The sequence below is a fragment of the Shouchella phoenicis genome (assembly GCF_047238345.1).
GTDB lineage: Bacteria > Bacillota > Bacilli > Bacillales > Bacillaceae_D > Shouchella.
This window is the reverse complement of the sequence record NZ_JBDFMQ010000001.1, coordinates 2156781-2176381: the sequence shown is the minus strand read 5'-3', so window position 1 is coordinate 2176381 and position 19601 is coordinate 2156781. Positions and strand designations below refer to the sequence as shown.

The 19601-nt window shown below is 41.0% G+C and carries 25 protein-coding genes; all 25 read left to right on the top strand.

Features of this window, described 5'->3' with window-relative positions; all coding sequences use genetic code 11:
• Positions 1-11: 11 nt before the first annotated feature.
• The 25 genes from fliG to ABC361_RS11555 are packed head-to-tail and all read left to right on the top strand — an operon-like array spanning position 12 to position 19600.
• Complete coding sequence (gene fliG, locus ABC361_RS11675) at positions 12-1019, top strand: flagellar motor switch protein FliG (protein ID WP_413074140.1); 1008 nt, start codon at positions 12-14, stop codon at positions 1017-1019.
• Positions 1012-1800, top strand: a complete 789-nt coding sequence (fliH, locus tag ABC361_RS11670; protein ID WP_413074139.1) for a flagellar assembly protein FliH — start codon at positions 1012-1014, stop codon at positions 1798-1800. Before fliG ends, fliH begins: the two co-directional genes overlap by 8 nt.
• Complete coding sequence (gene fliI, locus ABC361_RS11665; protein WP_413074138.1) at positions 1781-3106, top strand: flagellar protein export ATPase FliI; 1326 nt, start codon at positions 1781-1783, stop codon at positions 3104-3106. The genes fliH and fliI overlap by 20 nt, the downstream gene beginning before the upstream one ends.
• The gene (fliJ, locus tag ABC361_RS11660; RefSeq protein WP_413074137.1) at positions 3103-3546 is read left to right on the top strand and encodes a flagellar export protein FliJ; all 444 of its coding nucleotides are present in this window, start codon (positions 3103-3105) and stop codon (positions 3544-3546) included. Before fliI ends, fliJ begins: the two co-directional genes overlap by 4 nt.
• Positions 3546-4091, top strand: coding sequence for a MotE family protein (locus ABC361_RS11655; RefSeq protein ID WP_413074136.1), 546 nt, complete (start codon positions 3546-3548; stop codon positions 4089-4091). The genes fliJ and ABC361_RS11655 overlap by 1 nt, the downstream gene beginning before the upstream one ends.
• Before the next feature lie 4 nt (positions 4092-4095).
• Positions 4096-5661, top strand: a complete 1566-nt coding sequence (locus ABC361_RS11650; RefSeq protein WP_413074135.1) for a flagellar hook-length control protein FliK — start codon at positions 4096-4098, stop codon at positions 5659-5661.
• Positions 5648-6091, top strand: a complete 444-nt coding sequence (gene flgD / locus ABC361_RS11645) for a flagellar hook assembly protein FlgD (RefSeq protein ID WP_413074134.1) — start codon at positions 5648-5650, stop codon at positions 6089-6091. The genes ABC361_RS11650 and flgD overlap by 14 nt, the downstream gene beginning before the upstream one ends.
• Before the next feature lie 3 nt (positions 6092-6094).
• Entirely contained in the window at positions 6095-6871 is a 777-nt protein-coding gene (gene flgG / locus ABC361_RS11640) for a flagellar basal body rod protein FlgG (protein ID WP_413074133.1), read from the top strand.
• 10 nt (positions 6872-6881) lie between these two features.
• Positions 6882-7100 carry a flagellar FlbD family protein gene (locus ABC361_RS11635; protein WP_413074132.1) on the top strand — a complete coding sequence of 73 codons (219 nt, stop codon included), beginning with the start codon at positions 6882-6884 and terminating at the stop codon, positions 7098-7100.
• Positions 7097-7525 (top strand): flagellar basal body-associated protein FliL, encoded by a 429-nt coding sequence (gene fliL / locus ABC361_RS11630; RefSeq protein ID WP_413074131.1) that lies wholly within the window; start codon positions 7097-7099, stop codon positions 7523-7525. Before ABC361_RS11635 ends, fliL begins: the two co-directional genes overlap by 4 nt.
• 14 nt (positions 7526-7539) lie before the next feature.
• Positions 7540-8529 carry a flagellar motor switch protein FliM gene (fliM, locus tag ABC361_RS11625; RefSeq protein ID WP_413074130.1) on the top strand — a complete coding sequence of 330 codons (990 nt, stop codon included), beginning with the start codon at positions 7540-7542 and terminating at the stop codon, positions 8527-8529.
• The gene (fliY, locus tag ABC361_RS11620) at positions 8522-9679 is read left to right on the top strand and encodes a flagellar motor switch phosphatase FliY (protein WP_413074129.1); all 1158 of its coding nucleotides are present in this window, start codon (positions 8522-8524) and stop codon (positions 9677-9679) included. The genes fliM and fliY overlap by 8 nt, the downstream gene beginning before the upstream one ends.
• A 58-nt stretch (positions 9680-9737) precedes the next feature.
• The gene (locus ABC361_RS11615) at positions 9738-10100 is read left to right on the top strand and encodes a response regulator (RefSeq protein WP_413074128.1); all 363 of its coding nucleotides are present in this window, start codon (positions 9738-9740) and stop codon (positions 10098-10100) included.
• Positions 10075-10707, top strand: a complete 633-nt coding sequence (locus tag ABC361_RS11610; protein WP_413074127.1) for a flagellar biosynthetic protein FliO — start codon at positions 10075-10077, stop codon at positions 10705-10707. Before ABC361_RS11615 ends, ABC361_RS11610 begins: the two co-directional genes overlap by 26 nt.
• On the top strand, positions 10704-11384 hold the full coding sequence (fliP, locus tag ABC361_RS11605) for a flagellar type III secretion system pore protein FliP (protein WP_413074126.1): 681 nt from the start codon (positions 10704-10706) through the stop codon (positions 11382-11384). The genes ABC361_RS11610 and fliP overlap by 4 nt, the downstream gene beginning before the upstream one ends.
• A gap of 15 nt (positions 11385-11399) precedes the next feature.
• Complete coding sequence (gene fliQ / locus ABC361_RS11600) at positions 11400-11669, top strand: flagellar biosynthesis protein FliQ (protein WP_413074125.1); 270 nt, start codon at positions 11400-11402, stop codon at positions 11667-11669.
• Entirely contained in the window at positions 11670-12449 is a 780-nt protein-coding gene (gene fliR, locus ABC361_RS11595) for a flagellar biosynthetic protein FliR (RefSeq protein ID WP_413074124.1), read from the top strand. It begins immediately after the preceding gene.
• A complete protein-coding gene (gene flhB, locus ABC361_RS11590; RefSeq protein ID WP_413074123.1) occupies positions 12446-13534 on the top strand; it encodes a flagellar biosynthesis protein FlhB in 1089 nt (362 codons plus the stop codon). Before fliR ends, flhB begins: the two co-directional genes overlap by 4 nt.
• Positions 13535-13551: 17 nt before the next feature.
• Complete coding sequence (gene flhA, locus ABC361_RS11585) at positions 13552-15591, top strand: flagellar biosynthesis protein FlhA (RefSeq protein ID WP_413074122.1); 2040 nt, start codon at positions 13552-13554, stop codon at positions 15589-15591.
• Positions 15588-16574 (top strand): flagellar biosynthesis protein FlhF, encoded by a 987-nt coding sequence (locus ABC361_RS11580; protein WP_413074121.1) that lies wholly within the window; start codon positions 15588-15590, stop codon positions 16572-16574. The genes flhA and ABC361_RS11580 overlap by 4 nt, the downstream gene beginning before the upstream one ends.
• Entirely contained in the window at positions 16558-17142 is a 585-nt protein-coding gene (locus ABC361_RS11575; RefSeq protein WP_413074120.1) for a hypothetical protein, read from the top strand. The genes ABC361_RS11580 and ABC361_RS11575 overlap by 17 nt, the downstream gene beginning before the upstream one ends.
• Positions 17139-17747 carry a CheB methylesterase domain-containing protein gene (locus ABC361_RS11570; RefSeq protein WP_413074119.1) on the top strand — a complete coding sequence of 203 codons (609 nt, stop codon included), beginning with the start codon at positions 17139-17141 and terminating at the stop codon, positions 17745-17747. Before ABC361_RS11575 ends, ABC361_RS11570 begins: the two co-directional genes overlap by 4 nt.
• On the top strand, positions 17744-18355 hold the full coding sequence (locus ABC361_RS11565; protein WP_413074118.1) for a chemotaxis protein CheC: 612 nt from the start codon (positions 17744-17746) through the stop codon (positions 18353-18355). The genes ABC361_RS11570 and ABC361_RS11565 overlap by 4 nt, the downstream gene beginning before the upstream one ends.
• Complete coding sequence (locus tag ABC361_RS11560; protein ID WP_413074117.1) at positions 18355-18828, top strand: chemotaxis protein CheD; 474 nt, start codon at positions 18355-18357, stop codon at positions 18826-18828. The genes ABC361_RS11565 and ABC361_RS11560 overlap by 1 nt, the downstream gene beginning before the upstream one ends.
• A 16-nt stretch (positions 18829-18844) precedes the next feature.
• Positions 18845-19600, top strand: coding sequence for a FliA/WhiG family RNA polymerase sigma factor (locus tag ABC361_RS11555; protein ID WP_413074116.1), 756 nt, complete (start codon positions 18845-18847; stop codon positions 19598-19600).
• The last annotated feature ends 1 nt before the right edge of the window (position 19601 follow it).

Below are 19601 nucleotides of genomic sequence, written 5' to 3'. Positions count from 1 at the left end.
GGAGTGATCGCTTGGCCATTGTAAGATTAACAGGAAAACAAAAAGCCGCGATATTATTGATCTCACTTGGTCCTGATTCAGCTGCTCAAGTATACAAGCATTTAACCGAAGAAGAGATTGAACTATTATCGCTTGAAATTTCCTCTGTTCGAAAAGTCGATAAAGATATTCAAGCTACTGTATTAGAAGAATTTCATGCGATTGTCAGTGCACAGGATTACATTGCTCAAGGTGGAATTGCTTATGCTCGGTCAATCCTTGAAAAGGCATTAGGTGAAGAAGGCGCAGCGTCAATAATGGAACGGTTAACGTCAACGATTCAAGTACGGCCGTTCGACTTTGCACGTAAGTTAGACCCTTCACAAATTTTAAATTTTATACAGCATGAACATCCGCAAACGATCGCGGTTATTCTCGCTTATATCCCTTCAAAGCAAGCAGGTCAAATCATTTCATCTCTACCAGAAATGATTCAAACCGATGTGGCACGTAGAATTGCAATGATGGATCGGTCTTCTCCGGAAGTGATTTCTCAAGTTGAAAGAGTGCTTGAAGAGAAGCTATCACAAACGATCTCACAAGACTATACAGAAGCTGGCGGAATTGAAGCCGTTGTAGAAGTATTGAATGGTGTTGATCGATCAACGGAACGAACCATTCTAGATGGATTGTACATACAAGACCCAGAGCTAGCGGAAGAAATTAAGAAACGAATGTTTGTGTTTGAAGATATCGTCACGTTAGAAAAACGAGCTATTCAACGCGTTATTCGTGAAGTGGAAAATGATGACTTACAGTTAGCGTTAAAAGTTGCGAGCGAAGATGTAAAAGAATCTGTTTTCTCAAACATGTCTCAAAGAATGTCTGAAGCGTTTAGAGATGAAATGGAGTACATGGGTCCAGTACGTTTACGTGATGTGGAGGAAGCACAATCACGAATCGTTGCAAAAATCCGCGACCTTGAAGATATAGGTGAAATTGTGATTGCGCGAACGAATGGAGAAGACATCCTTGTCTAAGATTATTCGAACTCATACAGCCTCATCCTCTAATCGCTCGATTCGTATTCAGCCAATCCAAGAGGAAGCAAAACAATCTGTTGAAACAATCACAACAGATGAGAGAAATCAGAATGCTGCTACAGTCGATTTTCTAGAAGAAGAACAAAGAAAAGCTAGACAAAAAGCGGATCAGTTGCTTGAGAAGGCTAAAGCAGAAGCAAAACAAATAGAAGAAGCACTGGTGATACGAAAGGAACAGCTTGAGCAAGAAGCAGAGGAGCAGAAGGCGCAAGCGCAACTTGAAGGGTACGAGGCGGGATTTGCTGCTGGGGAGTCGCAAGCCTCTGCTATTTATGAAACTAAGCTTGCAGAAGCCCAACGTATACTCGAGCACGCTCAAGTGGAAGTTCAAAGCTCAATTGAAAAGAATGAACCTTTTTTAATCGACTTAGCGGTGACAATGGTAGAGCGTATTTTAGGGCAAAAGTTAGAGGAAGCGGATGTCACCTTTGCTATGATGAAGCAAATTTTACAAGAAGTTCGCGAATTTGAAATGGTTAAAGTCTATGTTCACCCTCATTGGTACGAGCAATTAGTCTATAGAAAAGAAGAACTGTACCAGTGTCTAGTGAGCTGTAAAGATTTTCAAATCATTCCGGATATTCATAGTCCTGAATCAAGTTGCGTGATTACAACGAACGCTGGTCGATTAGATGCTTCCTTAGACACGCAACTCAAACAATTAAAACATCAACTCATGAGTGTGATAGGTAGAGAACATGTGGACACAACTTATTAATCACGTTGAAAAAAGTACTGTGTATAAATGGTATGGGCAAGTAAAAAAAGTAACGGGTTTAACGATTGAATCTTCAGGACCACGATCATTCGTTGGCGAACTCTGCTATATTTGGACAGGCCGTGAAAAGAAAACGAGGATACGTGCAGAAGTTGTTGGTTTTCAAGATGACCGCGTTCTCTTAATGCCTTTAGATCGAATCGAACATATTGAATTAGGAAGTATGGTCGAAACGACAACAAGCGCTCTTACAATTCCTGTAGGACCATCATTAATTGGAAAGTTGCTAGACGGTGTAGGTACCCCTCTTGAGTTAGAAAGGAATACAACGCATTTTGAAGCGATGTACCCAACCGATCGGGATCCTCCACCCCCAATGAGCCGACCACGCATAACGGAAGTCATGAGTGTCGGTGTCAAAGCGATTGACAGTATGTTGACGATGGGCAAGGGGCAAAGAGTAGGAATTTTTGCTGGAAGTGGCGTAGGAAAAAGTACACTCATGTCCATGATTGCAAGACAATCAGACGCAGACATAAACGTCATCGCGCTAATTGGTGAGCGCGGCAGAGAGGTAAGAGACTTTGTTGAAAGAGATTTAGGTGAAGAAGGTTTAAAAAAATCAATTCTCGTTGTTGTTACCTCGGATCAACCGCCTTTACAACGAGTAAAAGGCGCATTAACGGCGACGGCTATTGCCGAATATTTTCGTGACCAAGGGCTCTCGGTCAATCTAATGATGGACTCCGTCACTCGTTTTGCAATGGCCCAGCGAGAAATCGGGTTAGCAATTGGCGAGCCTCCAACAACAAAAGGGTACCCGCCCTCTGTTTTTGCGAAGCTACCGCAATTACTGGAACGGACAGGAACAAGTGCAAAAGGAACCATCACAGCATTTTATACGGTTCTTGTTGACGGTGACGATATGAATGAACCAATTGCGGATGCTGTTCGAGGGATCCTAGATGGGCATTTTATACTGGATCGACAGTTAGCCAATAAAGGTCAGTTTCCAGCCATAAATATTTTGAAAAGTGTGAGCCGGTTAATGAATGAACTGGTTTCAGCAGATCACAAAGTAGCAGCTAAAGAAATGCGAAAATGGTTAGCTGATTATGAAGAGTCAGAAGACTTAATTCAGCTAGGAGCATACAAACAAGGTGCCTCACCTTCTATCGATCGAGCAATAGAAGCCATGCCGCACCTGTTGCAGTTTTTGTCACAACAAACTGACGAAACATGCACGTTCGAATCGACTTATACCGAAATGTTGCATGTAGTGAAAGGAGTGAGCCGTGACAGATGACGTTTTCATTCTCATTACAACAAGCGATGAACATGAAAAACCGTGAGCAACATCAAGCTAAAAAACGATTTGATGACGCTCAAAGAGAATTTGAGGTAGTGGCAACATCATTCTATGAACTGTTAAAAGAAAAAGAACGACTAGAACGTAACATGGAAGAGCGCCAACTAAAAGGCATGACGATGGACCAATATGTTAGTCAAAACGTCTATCTTTCCCGCTTAGAGAAAACCATTTCTGAGAAAAAAGTGGAGACGGACGGGGCTAGAACAAAGATGGTAGAGCAAGAAATGGAATACAAAGTGCGTGCAAAATCATATAAGCAGTTTGAGCGCTTAAAACAAAGACAAGCACAGCAGCATGAATTTGATGAACGAAAACGAGAGCAGCAAGAGATGGATGAAGTAAGTATAAGTCAATTTAATCGAGCGTTTGTCTAATGAAAAAACAAAAGAAAAAGCAATCAAGACTTCTCATAGTTTCATTCGTTACCCCAATTATTCTGCTAGTCGTTATTGGATTTATCTATGTCGGCCCTCTGTTTGGGATGCCAAGCATGAGTTCATTTTTCAATTCCTCCAGCGATACAAATTCGGAAGCGGTCATTGCTGAACTTGAACAAGAAAACATAATGTTACAGGATCAATTAAGAGAGTTAGAAAATGAGTTGGTTGTAAAGGAAGCTGAATGGAATTCAATGGAAGAGGAACGTGCAAGCGATTTGCAGCAAACGGAAGAAACCGAACCTGTATCAGTAGAAAGCGCAACGAACAACGATGAAGAAAATGGATTACAAAACGTCATCAAAACCTATCAACAAATGTCATCTAAGCGAGCAGCTGCAATTATTGACGAATTGGCAATCGATGTTGCCTATGATCATGTCCGATCAATGGATGAAACATTAAGAGCGAGTATCGTGGGGCGATTGCCTGCCGATAAAGCAGCGCAACTCTTAGAACAGTTAGCAGATGAAGGCGGGTGATCGAATGATTCAATTATTGAGCATGGGTTCTGAAAATCGTTCTTCATACACCTCTTCTAATGGGAAACATCCCGAGAGGGACACATTTTTAAGTACTGGTTTATTCGCTCAAGCAATTGCGGCCACACTACAGAATGCTGTTCAAGATCAAGAAAGCGACATTGCAAAAGAAAGGTCGGATCAAGAAACAGATCAGGCTCTTGATTTGAGCAAGAAAGTATACGAATCCCTGCTTTCTGGAGAACGGGTTATGCCAATAAACGATGAGTATCGTCCTCTTCAACAGGATGGACAGCATGTAGCAAACACGAATCAACGTAAACACAGCCCTTATGAACAAGAGGAGCAGGACGGTTTATACAACAGCGTTTTTGGTGAAGAAAGTGGAATGGCAATGAATGCAAACCTTGATCGTGGAAAAGAAAAAAAAGACGTCGGAACATTGGATCAGGGATCGCTGGTTTCCTTAGAACCCTCCTATCGTTTGGGGAGTCCAAACATGAAGCTGGAGTCCAGTAGCTCTCCTATTCAAAAAGAGCGTTTGTTGCGCTCTGAAACGGAAGAACAAATTTTATTGAATAAAGATGGATATGGATCGGAAGAAAAAAAGCAAGGTGATGTCTCTCTTTTTCTACATACAGCTAATGAGTCTTCCCACCAATCGGACATGTTGTCGTCGCTTGATAATGAGAAGCGCGAGACGCAGAATACATACCAGCAAGAACTCCGTTACGATCGTCAAGCGCTCCTCCAGAAGAGTCAAGATAAGGCAATGCTACAAACAATGGAATCTGAGCAAGAAATGGATTTTAAGCAAACGATTGTCACTGAGCAAAAGATCGATGATAGACAAACACCTGTTCATAAGCTAGAAGTTGACGATAAACAAGTAGGCGAGCATGTTGTGCGTGTAGAAAAGCAAACTGCGCAAAAGGTTAACCAGTCCAAAAGCGAGCAAAACCAGTCACAAGAAAGCTCGGCGCATAGCAGCGATCGTTTCCCTGATATAAATAATGAGCGAGGCATTCCTTCACCTAACGGGGATACTCAAAAACATGGATTGGCGTTTCAGTTAAAAGAAGAGGGGGGCGATGCGCTCCAAGAAGTCCGCTCAGCATCAATGCCGGGGAAACAACAGGAGCCCGTCGATTCTTTATTAGCGAGACAATTGCTGCGTATTTTACGAGCGGCAAAGACAACCTACACAAATGACCGCCAGCAACAAGTGATGTTAAAACTACATCCTGAATCACTTGGACGTGTCAATATACAATTTATTCAACAAGCCCAAGGATATATCGTCCGCATTTCTGCTGAGCGGCCGTATGCAAAAGAGGCAATTGAACGTTCGCTGCCGCAACTTCGTCAATTAGGTGCTTTACAAGATACGAAAGTTGAAGTGCTACAAATTGAGGAAGAGTTACCTGAAGAAAATGAGCACCATAGCCAACAGGAACAAGATCGAAAAAGACAGCACGCTGAACAGTTAGAAAAGAAACCGAGAACGAATTTTAAAGAATGGATGGCGGCAATCTTACAAACAGAGGTGAAGCAAGATGACGCAAATTGATCCAAGTCTATACCTTTCATCGCAGCAACAGCAAACGAAAGGACCGGCAAATCCATTAGGACAAGAAGCATTTTTGCAGTTGTTAATGACGCAACTTCAACATCAAGATCCAACTAATCCAATGGAAGATCGAGAATATATCGCTCAGCTAGCTACCTTTTCTCAACTTGAGCAGTTAACCCAGCTCAACGCTACCATGCAATATATGTATATGGACCAAAAAAGCCAGCAATTGATGAATTTAAGTGAAATTATTGGCAAAGACGTTACGTGGAAAAAAGAAAGTGAAGAAGGTCAAGGGAAAGTCACAGCCGTAAAGTATGCACAAACTGGAGAAATGATTGTTGAAATTGACCGGGATAACTGGATAGAAGCTGGTCATCTGTTAGAAATACGTGAACATACTCAAACAAAAGAACAGGAGCGGTAAACAATGATTCGATCAATGTATTCTGGTATTTCAGGTATGAAAGGGTTCCAAACCAAATTAGACGTAATTGGGAACAACATTGCAAATGTAAATACCCACGGATTCAAAAAAGGGCGTGTAATGTTTGAAGATTTGATGAGTCAGCAGATGCAGTCTCCTCTTGCTCCTGGAGCAAATCAAGGTGGTGTAAACCCACAACAAGTTGGGACTGGTTCAACTGTAGGGGCAATTGATACGGTTCATGGTGAAGGACCTGCTCAAAGTACAGGGCGCTCACTTGATCTGATGATAAATGGAGACGGGTTTTTTACCGTTTCTTCAAATGGTGAAACGTATTACACGAGGGCTGGAAATTTCTATATTGATGCAAACAACAATATTGTCAACAGCTCTGGTGCTTACTTGTTAAATAACGCTGGCAACCCAATTCAAGTGCCTGCAGATGCAACAGATGTGACGGTTGACTCAGCAGGAAACATTAATTTTATCGGTTCTGAAGCAGGTGGGACCGCGCTACGATTAACGACGTTTGCAAACCCGGATGGTTTAACAAAAGCAGGTGGCAATCTTTTTGCTGCTACAGCTTCATCTGGAGCGCCAAACTTTGCCGCTGGTAATGGAGCAGGCACAGTACAAAGTGGCTTCTTGGAAATGTCCAATGTGGATTTAACGGATGAATTTACAGAGATGATTGTTGCGCAGAGAGGTTTCCAAGCAAATTCACGAGTGATCACAACATCAGACGAAATCTTACAAGAAATTGTGAATTTAAAAAGGTAGGCGAGCGTAAATGATTTCAGTAACGCGATTAAATGGACGCTCAATGTTATTAAATCTTTTATTGATTGAACATGTTGAAGCTCTACCTGATACAACGATTACACTTGTAAGTGGAAAGAAAATTATCGTTGCGGACTCGTTAGAAGATGTGGGCAATGCGATTAATCAAAGAATGCGAGACATTGGTCTCATCGGGTCTTATAAACAGCAGGAGCTTGATAAAGAATGAAAAAACGGCTTCTAGGAGTTACATTAAGCTTGATAATCGGTGCAGTCCTTTTAATTGGAGGACTGTACGTACTGAACATTGGTCCGTTTGAAGAATCTACAGCAGATGCAGGCTCTTCCATTGACGAGATCAACAAACGTTCGTTTGATACGGAAGAAATGACAACGAATTTAAAAAGTGGCGAGTTCATACGGGCACAATTTCGAATCCAGCTTGATGAGGCACAAACATTAGCAGAGTTAGAGAAGCGTGATTTTCAAGTGAAACATGTCGTGTTGCTCGCGCTTGCAGAGATTTCAGCAGATCAGTTGATAGGTTCAGAAGGCATACAAGAACTAGAGGAACAGATAAAAACACAATTAAACCAACACCTTGACTCAGGGCGTGTGGAGGCTGTGTATACCACGACTAAAGTTGTGCAATAAAAAGAGGTGTGCTTATGGCAGATGTATTGTCACAAGGGGAAATTGATGAGCTTCTTTCAGCATTAACAACAGGTGAAATGAATGCAGAAGATTTATTAAAAATGGAAGCCGAAAAAAAAGTCCGCACGTATGATTTTAAACGGGCATTGCGTTTTTCGAAGGATCAAATGAGAAACCTTTCGCGTATTCATGAAAATTATGCGCGTATTTTAACGACTTATTTCTCGGCAAGGCTACGGTCTCTCGTTCAAATTCAAGTTGCGTCCGTTGAGCAAGTACCTTATGAAGAGTACATTCGCTCGATTCCTTCGATGACGTTTTTAAATGTCGTTGAACCAAGGCCACTTGAAGGTCGCTTTTTACTCGAAACCAACCCTAATATTGCTTATGCGATGTTTGATCGCGTACTTGGCGGTAGAGGGATGAGCATTAACAAAATTGATAACTTAACAGACATTGAAAAAAACATTCTTTCGGGTTTATTTGATTCAATGGTTCGTAGTTTTGCTGAGGCATGGACATCTGTTATTAAGCTCGAACCTGTTTCAGAAACGACAGAAGTAAATCCTCATTTTTTACAAATGGTTTCACCAAATGAGACCGTTGTGGTCATTTCGTTGTCAACTAGCATCGCTGAAACGTCTGGACTAATGACGATTTGCTTGCCTCACGTTGTTTTAGAGAGCGTCTTACCAAAGTTAACAAATCATCACTGGTTTCAAGAACAACGTCGAACCATGTCTCCAGAAGAAGAAGACGTGATGAATCGACAGCTTAAAAAAACATCAATTGATGTCGCTGTGGAATTAGGAGATTCTGAAATCACGATTGAGGAATTTTTGAAATTAAGTGAAGACGATGTTATCCCATTAAGTCAAGCGATTACATCCGCTTTGAACATTAATGTCGGTGGCGCGTTAAAGTTTAAAGGGCAACCAGGCTTGCAGCGAGAACGAATGGCCATTCAAGTGACTGAAATTGTAGGAGGAACGGAAGATGAGTGAGAAACCTCTTTCCCAAGATGAAATAAATGCCCTTTTAAAAGGGTTAAAAGAAGAAGAGTCTGAACTGGGGACCCCATCAAATGATGAAGTGAACATCGACGACATCTTAACACCGATGGAGCAAGATACGATTGGAGAGATCGGAAACATTTCTTTTGGTAGTTCAGCTACCGCTTTATCGACATTGTTAAATCAAAAAGTAGATATTACCACTCCCACTTTGTCTTCCATAAATAAAGCAACGTTAAATGATTTATTCCCCCATCCTCATGTGGTCGTATATGTAGATTATACGGAAGGATTTGAGGGATCGAACTTATTTGTCATTACGATTAAAGACGCAGCGATTATCGCAGATCTCATGCTTGGAGGATCTGGTGAAAACCCAAATGAAGCGTTAACTGACATGCATTTAAGTGCTGTTCAAGAGGCGATGAATCAAATGATGGGTTCGGCATCAACGTCAATGTCAACATTATTTAATCGTCGTGTAGATATTTCACCACCTCGTGTTCAAATTGTCGACTTTAAAGAACAAGAACGACCTAATTATGTACCTGATGGTGAACATCTTATTGCAATCTCGTTTTCTTTGAAAGTAGGTCACTTAATTGATTCGAAGCTTTTGCAAATTATTGGGGTCCCTTTTGGCAAAAGCTATGCGCAGGCTTTGCTTGGCGAATCACAAGAGGCAAGCAGTAAAGAAGATGGAGTAGTTGAAGCTCAACAAGTTCAGAGAAATTCAGAACCATCGCCAGTTCGTGAAGAGACTGTAAGCACGAGTGATCGACCTGCACAGAGTCAGCGAAAGGCTGTAGCTGAACAAGAACATGTTGTCGAAAAAGCTATTTTTTCTAAATTTGAAAAACCGAGTTTACCAACTAGCGAGATGAAAAATCTTGATATGCTTCTCGATATTCCTCTGGAAGTAAAAGTGGAACTAGGGCGTACGAAAAAAACGATCCAAGAAATATTAAGTATTTCTCAAGGATCTATTATCGAACTGGACAAGTTAGCCGGAGAGCCGGTTGATGTTCGTGTGAACGATCGTCTAATTGCAAAAGGTGAGGTTGTCGTCATTGATGAAAACTTTGGCGTACGAATTACTGATATCGTAAGTAAAAAAGAACGCATTAACCACTTAAATTAATTACAGTACATACGAACGAATACGCTCGAATGAATTGACGAAAAGGGAGAACATGTAAATGGGGAAACAAATTTTAATTGTAGATGACGCGGCTTTTATGAGAATGATGTTAAAAGATATTTTAGAAAAGAACGGGTACACGGTTGTAGCAGAAGCAAATGATGGCAACGAAGCATTTGAAAAATACAAAGAAATGTCGCCTGATCTTGTAACAATGGATATTACGATGCCTGACAAAGATGGCATTAGTGCGTTAAAAGAGATTAAAGAGTATGACCCAAACGCCAAAGTAATTATGTGTTCAGCTATGGGGCAGCAAGCGATGGTAATTGATGCAATTCAAGCAGGGGCAAAAGATTTTATTGTTAAACCGTTTCAAGCTGAACGAGTGATTGATGCGATTTCAAAAGCAATCGGTTAAGGTTCTTTTATTTGTAGTGGTCGTGCTTTGCTTTGCCCTGGCAGAGCATGAGCACGTCTTTGCGAGAGATTGCAGCGTGCAAGAAGCTATGGTCGCAGAAGACTGCTCGACATCTACGACTGAAGAAGAAAATCAAGATGCTGTTGTAACGGCGGAGTCCCCTTGGCTAAGTGGCTTAAAAATGATTGGTGCGCTCCTAGTCGTAATCGTTCTTTTACTCACGATTTTAAAATTTATTAATAAGCGATCTCGTTCGTTTCAAGAGTCAAAAGGGTTGTCGCTCCTATCAGGCGTTTCACTAGGAGGAAATCGATCCGTTCAGCTCATTAAAGTGGGGGAAAAGTTGCTCGTTGTTGGCGTAAGTGAACAAGTGCAGTTATTAGATACAATTGAAGATCCTGATGAGATTGAAGCGATCTTAAAAAAGCATCAGCCTGATATAAACCAGAGCGGAATCAACCATGTATTCCCGTGGTTCCGTTCAATTGAAAAGAAACGACAATCTTCTGTATCGTTTCAAGATATTTTAGCGACACGGTTGAACGTAGCGGAAAAAGGATTAGATAAAGCGTCTAGAATTGGTTCGAAAGGACCGAAATTTCCATGATTGATGGACTTGTACTTTCTTTTTTGTCGGTTGATTTTTCAAATGAAGGAACGATTGCCACAACGTTACAAATCGTCTTGCTTATTACCATTTTGTCAATTGCTCCAGGCATTCTTATTTTAATGACTTGTTTTACAAGAATTATTATTGTGTTGTCTTTTGTTCGTCAAGGATTAGCGACACAGACAACACCACCTAATCAAGTTTTAATTGGTTTAGCGCTTTTTATGACATTTTTTATTATGGCACCTGTCATACAAGATGTATATGAAACGGCCTATGTCCCGCTAACAGAGGGAGAGTTAACAGGTGAAGAAGCGCTAGATACAGCAATTGTACCGATAAAAGAGTTTATGGCACAGCATACTCGTGAAAAAGATTTGGCATTATTTATGGGGTATGGTGGGTACGATCAACCTGAAACATTGGAAGATGTGCCGATTACTGCGTTAATTCCGGCCTTTGCGATTAGTGAGCTTAAAACAGCGTTCCAAATTGGTTTCTTAATCTTTATTCCTTTTCTTGTAATCGATATGATCGTCGCAAGTGTATTAATGTCAATGGGGATGATGATGCTGCCGCCAGTTATGATTGCATTGCCGTTTAAAATTCTTTTATTTGTTCTCGTGGATGGCTGGTACCTTGTTGTTCAAAGTTTACTCATTAGCTACCAATAGGAAGGAGCGTGTGAAATGAGTCTTGAAACGGTAACAAATCTTGCTCAAAGTGGTGTTTGGACCGTACTACTTGTTGCGGGCCCTTTGTTATTGATTGCGTTAATTTTAGGTTTAGTCGTTAGTATTTTTCAAGCGACCACCCAAATTCAAGAACAAACGCTAGCGTTTATACCTAAAATTGTTGGTGTACTTGTAGGGTTAGTTATCCTTGGACCGTGGATGTTATCCCAACTTACAGAGATGACATACAGCATTTATAACAATTTATTTAGGTATATTGGCTAAATGGAGTCGTTTATTCAAGCTTATCCAGCTTTTTTACTCGTTTTTATTCGAATTGCATCGTTTTTTATTGTGCTACCTCTATATAATTATCGAACAATTCCAATGCCGTTTAAAATCGGTATAGCAGGAATGGTGGCGGTTTTGCTTGTTTTTTCAATTGACTTTCCTGTCATAACGATTGATGGCTTTTATGCGCTATTAATTATAAAAGAGGCTCTTCTTGGTGTGTTAACTGGGTTAGTGGCGATGATGTTGTTGTATGCTGTTCAAATTGCAGGAGGATTAATTGATTTCCATATGGGTTTTATGCTTGCAAATGTTGTTGATCCACAAACAGGCGCACAAAGTCCATTAACAGGTAGTTATTTATATATATTCGCACTTTTATATTTACTCTTAATTGACGGCCATCACTTATTACTAGATGGAGCCGTCTATAGTTTTCAATTTGTACCAATTGACCAATTGTTTTTACCGCTATCATCTGCGTCTGTTATTGAGCATGTCGCCATGTTAATGGGGTTCTTATTTGCTTTTGGCATCTCAATGGCTTTTCCTGTTGTTGGTTCACTGTTTTTGGTTGACATTGCGTTAGGTATTGTGTCAAGAACGGTTCCGCAAATGAATGTGTTTGTTGTCGGTTTGCCTATTAAGTTAATTGCAGGATTAATCATTCTCTTTATCTATATCGGCGTTTTCTTTATGAGTATGAACTATTTATTTAAAGAAATGATTTTAGCAATGCGAACGTTGCTAGAACTGTTTGGAGAAACCATATGAAACGTAGACTAGAGATGAATTTACAGTGGTTTGCTGATGAGAAAACAGAGAAGGCTACGCCTAAAAAACGTCAAGACTCTCGAAAAAAAGGACAAGTACCGAAGAGCCAAGACGTAAATACGGCACTTATGCTATTCATTGCATTTATCATCTTATGGTTATTTGCAGGACCGAATATGTTTAAAGGGCTGCAAGGCATGATGTCCGATATGTTTTCTCGTTTTCTTCATTTACAAGTTACTGCAAGCACGACAGCAAGTTTATTTCGTGAACTAACATGGCATATGGCAATTATCGTGCTGCCAATTATGGTCATTACGGTGTTCGCTGGTGCTTTTGGAAGTTTTTTGCAAGTTGGCTCACTTTTTACAACGGACCCTTTGAAACTAAAGCTAGAAAAGCTCGATCCAATAAAAGGGGCAAAGCGAATTTTTTCTGCTCGTGCCTTAGTTGAGTTAGCGAAGTCAATCTTAAAAATCGTTTTCGTTGGCTCCGCTGTTGTCATCGTACTTTATCTTAATATAGAAGAAGTCTTAACATTATCGCAAAAAAATATTGAAGTAAGTGCCGTAACCGTTGGCGAGCTTGCGATGCTTATGGGCATTGTGGCTTCAATTTTATTATTAATTTTGGCGATACCCGATTATCTTTATCAGCGTTATGACCATGAAAAGCAAATTCGAATGTCAAAAAAAGATATTCGAGATGAGCACAAGACAAGTGAAGGGGACCCGAAAATTCGAGCAAGAAGAAAGCAGAAACAGCTCGAAATGTCGATGTCTCGCCTTGCACAGGAAGTGCCAAAAGCAGACGTAATCATTACGAATCCAACTCACTTTGCCGTTGCAATTGCTTACGATCAAACGAAAGCTGACGCGCCTTATGTTTTAGCGAAAGGAATGGACTATGCTGCAGAGCGAATAAAATCGATTGCAAAAGATCATGACATTCCTATGGTGGAAAATGTCTGGCTTGCTCGCTCAATGTATGCGCAGTTAAATGTAAACGACCAAGTAAATGAAGAAATGTTTCAAGCTGTCGCAGAGGTGCTTGCTTACGTGTATCAATTAAACGGCGCTCATTAAAACAAGGAGGGAAGAAAGTGAAAGCAAAAGATCTGAGTATACTTGTAGGTGTGATATTAATCATTGTCATGCTTATCATACCGCTCCCTCCATTTATCTTAGATGTACTCATTATATTTAATATCTCGTTATCATTGCTCATTTTATTAGTCGCTTTAAATACAAAAAATGCTCTGCAATTTTCAGTATTCCCAACGATGCTTTTACTCGTAACACTCTTTCGACTTGGACTAAGCGTATCGACAACACGCTCCATTTTAGGAGAAGCCCATGCAGGAAACGTGATTGAAACGTTTGGAAGCTTTGTAATTGGTGGGAATGCGGTTGTTGGCTTTGTGGTCTTCTTAATTCTCGTTATTATTCAATTTCTCGTTATAACGAAAGGAGCAGAGCGTGTATCCGAGGTAGGAGCTCGTTTTACCCTTGATGCGATGCCAGGGAAACAGATGAGTATTGATGCTGATTTGAACGCAGGATTAATCTCGGATCGTGAGGCAAAAGCGCGACGCGAAAAAATTGAAAATGAGGCCGACTTTTATGGCTCAATGGATGGTGCGAGTAAATTCGTAAAGGGGGACGCCATTGCTAGCATCATCATTGTCATTATTAATTTGGTCTTTGGACTGGTCATTGGCATGATGCAAATGGGAATGGATTTAACGACTGCTGCAAGCACGTATACGCTTTTAACAGTTGGAGATGGTCTTGTTACACAAATTCCAGCGCTCTTAATTTCTACGGCGACAGGTGTGATTGTAACAAAAGCCGCATCAGAAGGGAATTTAGGGAATGATCTAACGAAGCAACTACTCGCTTATCCAAAGCTTCTCTATGTGACCGCAGCAACAATCTTTTTATTAGGAGTTACGACACCGATTACGAAGGTTGTGACGTTTTCAATTGCAGGTTTATTAGCATTTGCCGGATACCGCTTATCACAAGCCCGTGATGAAGAGGAAGAGTTCGCAGAAAAGTTAAAGGATGATGTGCCGGAACCAGTTGAACCAACAGGCCCAGAATCCGTGCTGGGCTTAATAAAGATGGACCCAATCGAATTTGAATTTGGGTATGGACTCATTCCTCTTGCTGATGCAAATCAAGGTGGCGATTTGCTTGATCGTGTCGTGATGATTCGTAAACAAATGGCGCTGGAACTTGGAACCATGATTCCGGTTATTCGGATTCGAGATAATCTTTCATTAGAACCGAATGCATACACAGTCAAGATCAAAGGCGATCTTGTTGCCAAAGGGGAGATTTTGCTCGATCACTATATGGCGATGAGTACCGGAATAGAAGATGAATCGATTAACGGTATTCCGACGGTTGAACCGGCATTTGGCCTTGAAGCAATGTGGATAACAGAAGATGTCAAAGATGATGCTGAGCTCTCTGGTTACACCGTTGTAGACCCACCAACGGTTATCTCGACGCACTTAACAGAACTATTAAAAACGTACGCATACGAGTTGTTAGGACGAGAAGAAACAAAAGCATTAATTGAGCACATTAAAGAAACGTACCCAACACTTGTGGAAGAGGTGACACCTTCTCCTTTAACAATTGGTGACATCCAGAAAGTATTAAAGAATTTATTAAGAGAGCAACTCTCCATTCGTAATCTACCAATCATATTTGAAACATTAGCAGATTATGGATCTCGTACAAAAGATATGGATATTGTGACTGAATATGTCCGACAATCGCTGTCTCGACAAATTTCCGAACAATTAACTGATGAAAATCGAAAACTCTCTGTTATTACCTTAGCGAGCGACGTTGAAAAACGACTTGTTGATGCGGTTGGACAAAATGAGAATGGAAGTTTTTTAGCATTGGCACCAGCAGACTCACAGGCCATTTTGCAGCAAACGGCGACTGAAACAACAAAGCTTGCGGAAATGGGTCAACAAGCCATAATTTTATGTTCACCGGCTGTTCGTATGTACATGCGACAACTAATTGAGCGCTATTTACCTCAAGTACCAGTTATTTCGTACAATGAAATAGACCCGAGTGTTGAGGTGCAAAGTGTTGGGGTGGTGAGATTACAATGATCATAAAAAAAATAAAAGCGCCGACCTATGAAGAAGCTGTTGCAGAGGTGAAGCAAAGTATGGGGGAGCGGGCGGTTATTCTCCACAGTCGCTCTATGAAAGAAGGGGGCTGGCTTGGTTTTTTTCAAAAAGAGATGGTTCAAGTCACCGTCGGAATGATAGAAGAAACGCAAAGGCGAACTTCGGAAAAAGAACAAAGCTCGACTTTGCCCGTTTCAGTATCGCGTCAGGTTGATCAGCTCGAAGTCACACCAGCAGTGAAAAAACGGTTATTGCTAACGGCAAAGATGATTCAAGACCGTGGAGAAATAAATCCACAGCACATTTTCAATGCCGTGTTAGATAGCACTTTTAAGCCTGAAATCACTAAATTAGGAGAAAAGCGTATCGTTTGTCTCGCAGGACCAACAGGTGTAGGGAAAACAACGACACTAGCCAAAATTGCTGCTAAAGCGCTATATGAAGATGGCAAATCCCTCGCATTTATTACACTTGATACGTACCGAATTGCAGCAGTTGAGCAGTTAAATAAGTATAGCGATATTTTAGGGTGTCCTTGCTATGTTGTGTATGACCCAGCAGAATTAGACGCAATTTGTGATGGAATCGTGGCCGATATGATCTTAATTGATACACCAGGAGCTAATTATCTTCATTCAACGTTGTCACCTCAATTAACCCAGTTCCTAAATAATCGAACCGATGTTGAATGTCATCTAACGCTAAGTTTAACGATGAAAACAAGTGACGTGCATCGAATCTTCACGCAGTTTCGTGATGTAACCTTACATGGCATGATCTTAACGAAAAAAGATGAGACGCGAACACTATCATTATTGGCAGAATTGCTCTATCAGCAATCTGTACCTATTTCTGGTGTAACGACCGGGCAAACTGTCCCGAATGATATCTGCTTCCCACATGCAGAAGAATTAATAAATTGGTTACGCTTTGGGGGAGATCAACATGGATCAAGCGCATAATTTGCGACAGCGATCAATGGAACATTCATTACAAAAGAGAAAAGCCCTTCACCTATATATTTCGAATGCAGATGACGCTTGCATCGTCGAGCAACTAATCCATTCATTAAGTGACTACGGGTACGAAGCGTGCGGTATTTCTACAGCGGCAGCAAAGTCGCATTTCCGAATGAAATTTCAAGATCGGCTACTACATTCAGAGCAGGTGAAGCAGCTAACAACGCTGCGTATTGACGTGCTGTTATATATTCATACATGGACCGACTCAGCAATGCTGACAGCTGATCTTCCTAGCTTGTTTTTTATTTCTGCAAACGAAGACCAGTTACTTAAAACCTATCAAAAAATAAAACAGCGTCCTTTTCTTCGAGCGTATGTAATCGGGACAGGTAATCCTGAGGAGAGAAGGAATCAACAGGCGCTTGAGAATCTAAAAGACACCGTAAAACAGTATATGCAAGTGGATGTGGTCGATCTTGGCTGGCTCGAGCGCTCTCGCGAGGATTTTACCGATGGAATCTATGAAACGACTAGTTTACTCATACAAGATTGGCTGGTAACCGTATGAAGATTGAAATGAGTGGAACTGCAACAGATTCAAGCGAGTTCGTTGTAGTGATCGGCTGTTCTACAGGTGGACCTAGTGCGTTGCAACGCGTATTTGAACAACTTCCATATACGTTTCCTTATCCAATTGTTGTCGCCCAACACATGCCAGCCCACTTTACGGCTTTGCTTGCAAGTCGTTTAAATGAGCGTTTTCCATTTACAATTAAAGAAGCTCAACATGGTGAGCGTTTAAAGAATGGCACGATTTATATTAGTCCTGGTGGTCAGCAAACGATGCTAATAAAAAAAATAAATGGAGCCTATATAAAGGTTGTTGAGCCTCAAAAAGGTGACCTTTATCATCCTTCAGTTAATGAATTATTTGCTTCCACTGTATGTTTTAAGAAAAAAGTGCTTATTATTCTATCAGGCATGGGGAATGACGGGGCAGCGTCGTTGGCCAGAGTGAAAGAATCGGGATCATGCGTCATTGCCGTTGAATCTGTTGAAAGTGCAGTAATAGCGGGGATGCCAAATGCCGCACAAAAAACCGGATATGTAGACGAAGTGTTGACGAGCGAGGAAATTGGAAAATGGATCATTTCGAAAGGAGCGTTCTTGTGATAAGTCAAGCTGATATGCTAAAAGAAGTAGCAAATATAAGCACAGGATACGCAGCTACAGCACTTTCCACTTTGTTAAACGAAAAAGTAACAATGAATGTCCCAGAAATCGACGTTCGCCCACTAGAAGATTTACCTCGCTTACGCGTCTATCATCAAAAAACATGTGGCGTTGTGTTTTCTCCTTTAGAAGGGGGAATTCTTGGAACAATCTTTTTTTTAACAAACATCGACACAGCTATTCAGTTAACGAACAAATTGCTACCTAATGAGAAACAAGTACGTAATTTGGTGGAGCAGCCGCTGGCTCAATCCGCATTTCAAGAAGTTGGCAACATTATGATCGGTTCTTATCTGTCTGCAATTGCTTCATTGACAAACGTTAAAGCTTACCCTCTGGTGACAGAACTTAGTCTCGATATCGGTAGTGCCGTGCTAGCAGAAGCGACATATCATCTTGTTGATCACGATACATTCGTTTTTATGGAAACGACGATGACCATTGTAAATGGCCAACAAAGGTTAGAAGGGGTATTAATTTTTTTACCTGACAACGCTTCTGTTAACGATCTTTCTGCAGCATTGCAGCGTGTAAATGGATCAAGCTAATGGAGACGATTTCAATTGGTGAGTGGAAATTACTAACCGAGCCAGGCACGTTGAGGACATGTGGATTAGGTTCGTGTATAAGTGTTGTTCTTTATGATCGTGCACACGGTATAGCAGGGATGGTACACATTATGCTTCCGGATGCTTCTCAGGCACGAAAAGGAGCGTTTAATCCTTGGCGATATGCGGATACTGCGCTAAACCTTTTGCAAGAAAAACTACTAAAAGCAGGCGCTTCTAACCTTCAAGCAAAAATGGTTGGTGGGGCACAAATGTTTCGCTATGCGATGCGAGAAGAGTTTATGCAGATTGGAAAACGAAATATTGAAGCTGCGACGACTTGGTTGGAACAGGCACATATCTCGATTGTGGCAAGAGAAGTCGGTGGAACAGTCGGGAGAACAGTAGAATTTGATTTGCCTAGCTGTACGATGCGCGTACGAACGGCAAATAAAACCATTAAATTGCTTTAGACAGGAGAGGAAGAGTATGAAGTCAGAAGCTGAACTGTGGACATTGTGGATCGAGACAAAATCAAGTGCAGCGATTGAAGCTTTAATTCAGCACTATTTACCTCTCGTTCAATTCCATGTCCAGCGAGTGTCAAAAACGTTACCTATTTCAGTCACGAAAGATGAATTGAAAAGTCACGCTTTGGAAGGTCTGTTCGACGCGATCCAAAAGTTTGACGCAAACCGAGATTTAAAGTTTGATACGTATGCTTCTTTTCGGATACGAGGAGCGATGATTGACGGCTTAAGAAAAGAAGACCGTTTGCCACGCACGGTTCGCGAAAAAATCAAACGAATGGATACAATTGTGGAACAGCTTGAGCAATCACACGGTCGGTCTGTTGCTGCGAGTGAGATTGCACGCGAGATGAATGTTACGGAAAAGGAAGTATCTTATCTTAAATTTGAACAATTAAATAGTACAAACCTTTCATTTGATGATGTGCTATCAAGCTCAAATGATGTTTCATATCACGTGCAGGTTCGTGACGAGCAAATGGAACAGCCAGGCGAAGCGTTAATTCATTCCGACACAAAGAGGGAGCTTATCGAGCGGATTAAGTCTTTAAATGAAAATGAACAGCTTGTCATTCAATTAAGCTATTTTGAAGAATTGTCGCTAACGGATATTGGCAAAGTGCTCGATTTATCAACATCAAGAATTTCGCAAATTCATGCAAAAGCAATCAAAAAGTTAAAACAAGGATTTGCTGAAAAAGCTTTTGTCCGCTAAT

Coding starts and splice junctions, on each gene's coding strand:
- fliI (WP_413074138.1), top strand. CDS start 1,781: ATGTGGACACAACTTATTAATCACGTTGAAAAAAGTACTGTGTATAAA.
- fliJ (WP_413074137.1), top strand. CDS start 3,103: ATGACGTTTTCATTCTCATTACAACAAGCGATGAACATGAAAAACCGT.
- ABC361_RS11655 (WP_413074136.1), top strand. CDS start 3,546: ATGAAAAAACAAAAGAAAAAGCAATCAAGACTTCTCATAGTTTCATTC.
- ABC361_RS11650 (WP_413074135.1), top strand. CDS start 4,096: ATGATTCAATTATTGAGCATGGGTTCTGAAAATCGTTCTTCATACACC.
- flgD (WP_413074134.1), top strand. CDS start 5,648: ATGACGCAAATTGATCCAAGTCTATACCTTTCATCGCAGCAACAGCAA.
- flgG (WP_413074133.1), top strand. CDS start 6,095: ATGATTCGATCAATGTATTCTGGTATTTCAGGTATGAAAGGGTTCCAA.
- ABC361_RS11635 (WP_413074132.1), top strand. CDS start 6,882: ATGATTTCAGTAACGCGATTAAATGGACGCTCAATGTTATTAAATCTT.
- fliL (WP_413074131.1), top strand. CDS start 7,097: ATGAAAAAACGGCTTCTAGGAGTTACATTAAGCTTGATAATCGGTGCA.
- fliM (WP_413074130.1), top strand. CDS start 7,540: ATGGCAGATGTATTGTCACAAGGGGAAATTGATGAGCTTCTTTCAGCA.
- fliY (WP_413074129.1), top strand. CDS start 8,522: ATGAGTGAGAAACCTCTTTCCCAAGATGAAATAAATGCCCTTTTAAAA.
- ABC361_RS11615 (WP_413074128.1), top strand. CDS start 9,738: ATGGGGAAACAAATTTTAATTGTAGATGACGCGGCTTTTATGAGAATG.
- ABC361_RS11610 (WP_413074127.1), top strand. CDS start 10,075: ATGCGATTTCAAAAGCAATCGGTTAAGGTTCTTTTATTTGTAGTGGTC.
- fliP (WP_413074126.1), top strand. CDS start 10,704: ATGATTGATGGACTTGTACTTTCTTTTTTGTCGGTTGATTTTTCAAAT.
- fliQ (WP_413074125.1), top strand. CDS start 11,400: ATGAGTCTTGAAACGGTAACAAATCTTGCTCAAAGTGGTGTTTGGACC.
- fliR (WP_413074124.1), top strand. CDS start 11,670: ATGGAGTCGTTTATTCAAGCTTATCCAGCTTTTTTACTCGTTTTTATT.
- flhB (WP_413074123.1), top strand. CDS start 12,446: ATGAAACGTAGACTAGAGATGAATTTACAGTGGTTTGCTGATGAGAAA.
- ABC361_RS11580 (WP_413074121.1), top strand. CDS start 15,588: ATGATCATAAAAAAAATAAAAGCGCCGACCTATGAAGAAGCTGTTGCA.
- ABC361_RS11575 (WP_413074120.1), top strand. CDS start 16,558: ATGGATCAAGCGCATAATTTGCGACAGCGATCAATGGAACATTCATTA.
- ABC361_RS11570 (WP_413074119.1), top strand. CDS start 17,139: ATGAAGATTGAAATGAGTGGAACTGCAACAGATTCAAGCGAGTTCGTT.
- ABC361_RS11560 (WP_413074117.1), top strand. CDS start 18,355: ATGGAGACGATTTCAATTGGTGAGTGGAAATTACTAACCGAGCCAGGC.
- ABC361_RS11555 (WP_413074116.1), top strand. CDS start 18,845: ATGAAGTCAGAAGCTGAACTGTGGACATTGTGGATCGAGACAAAATCA.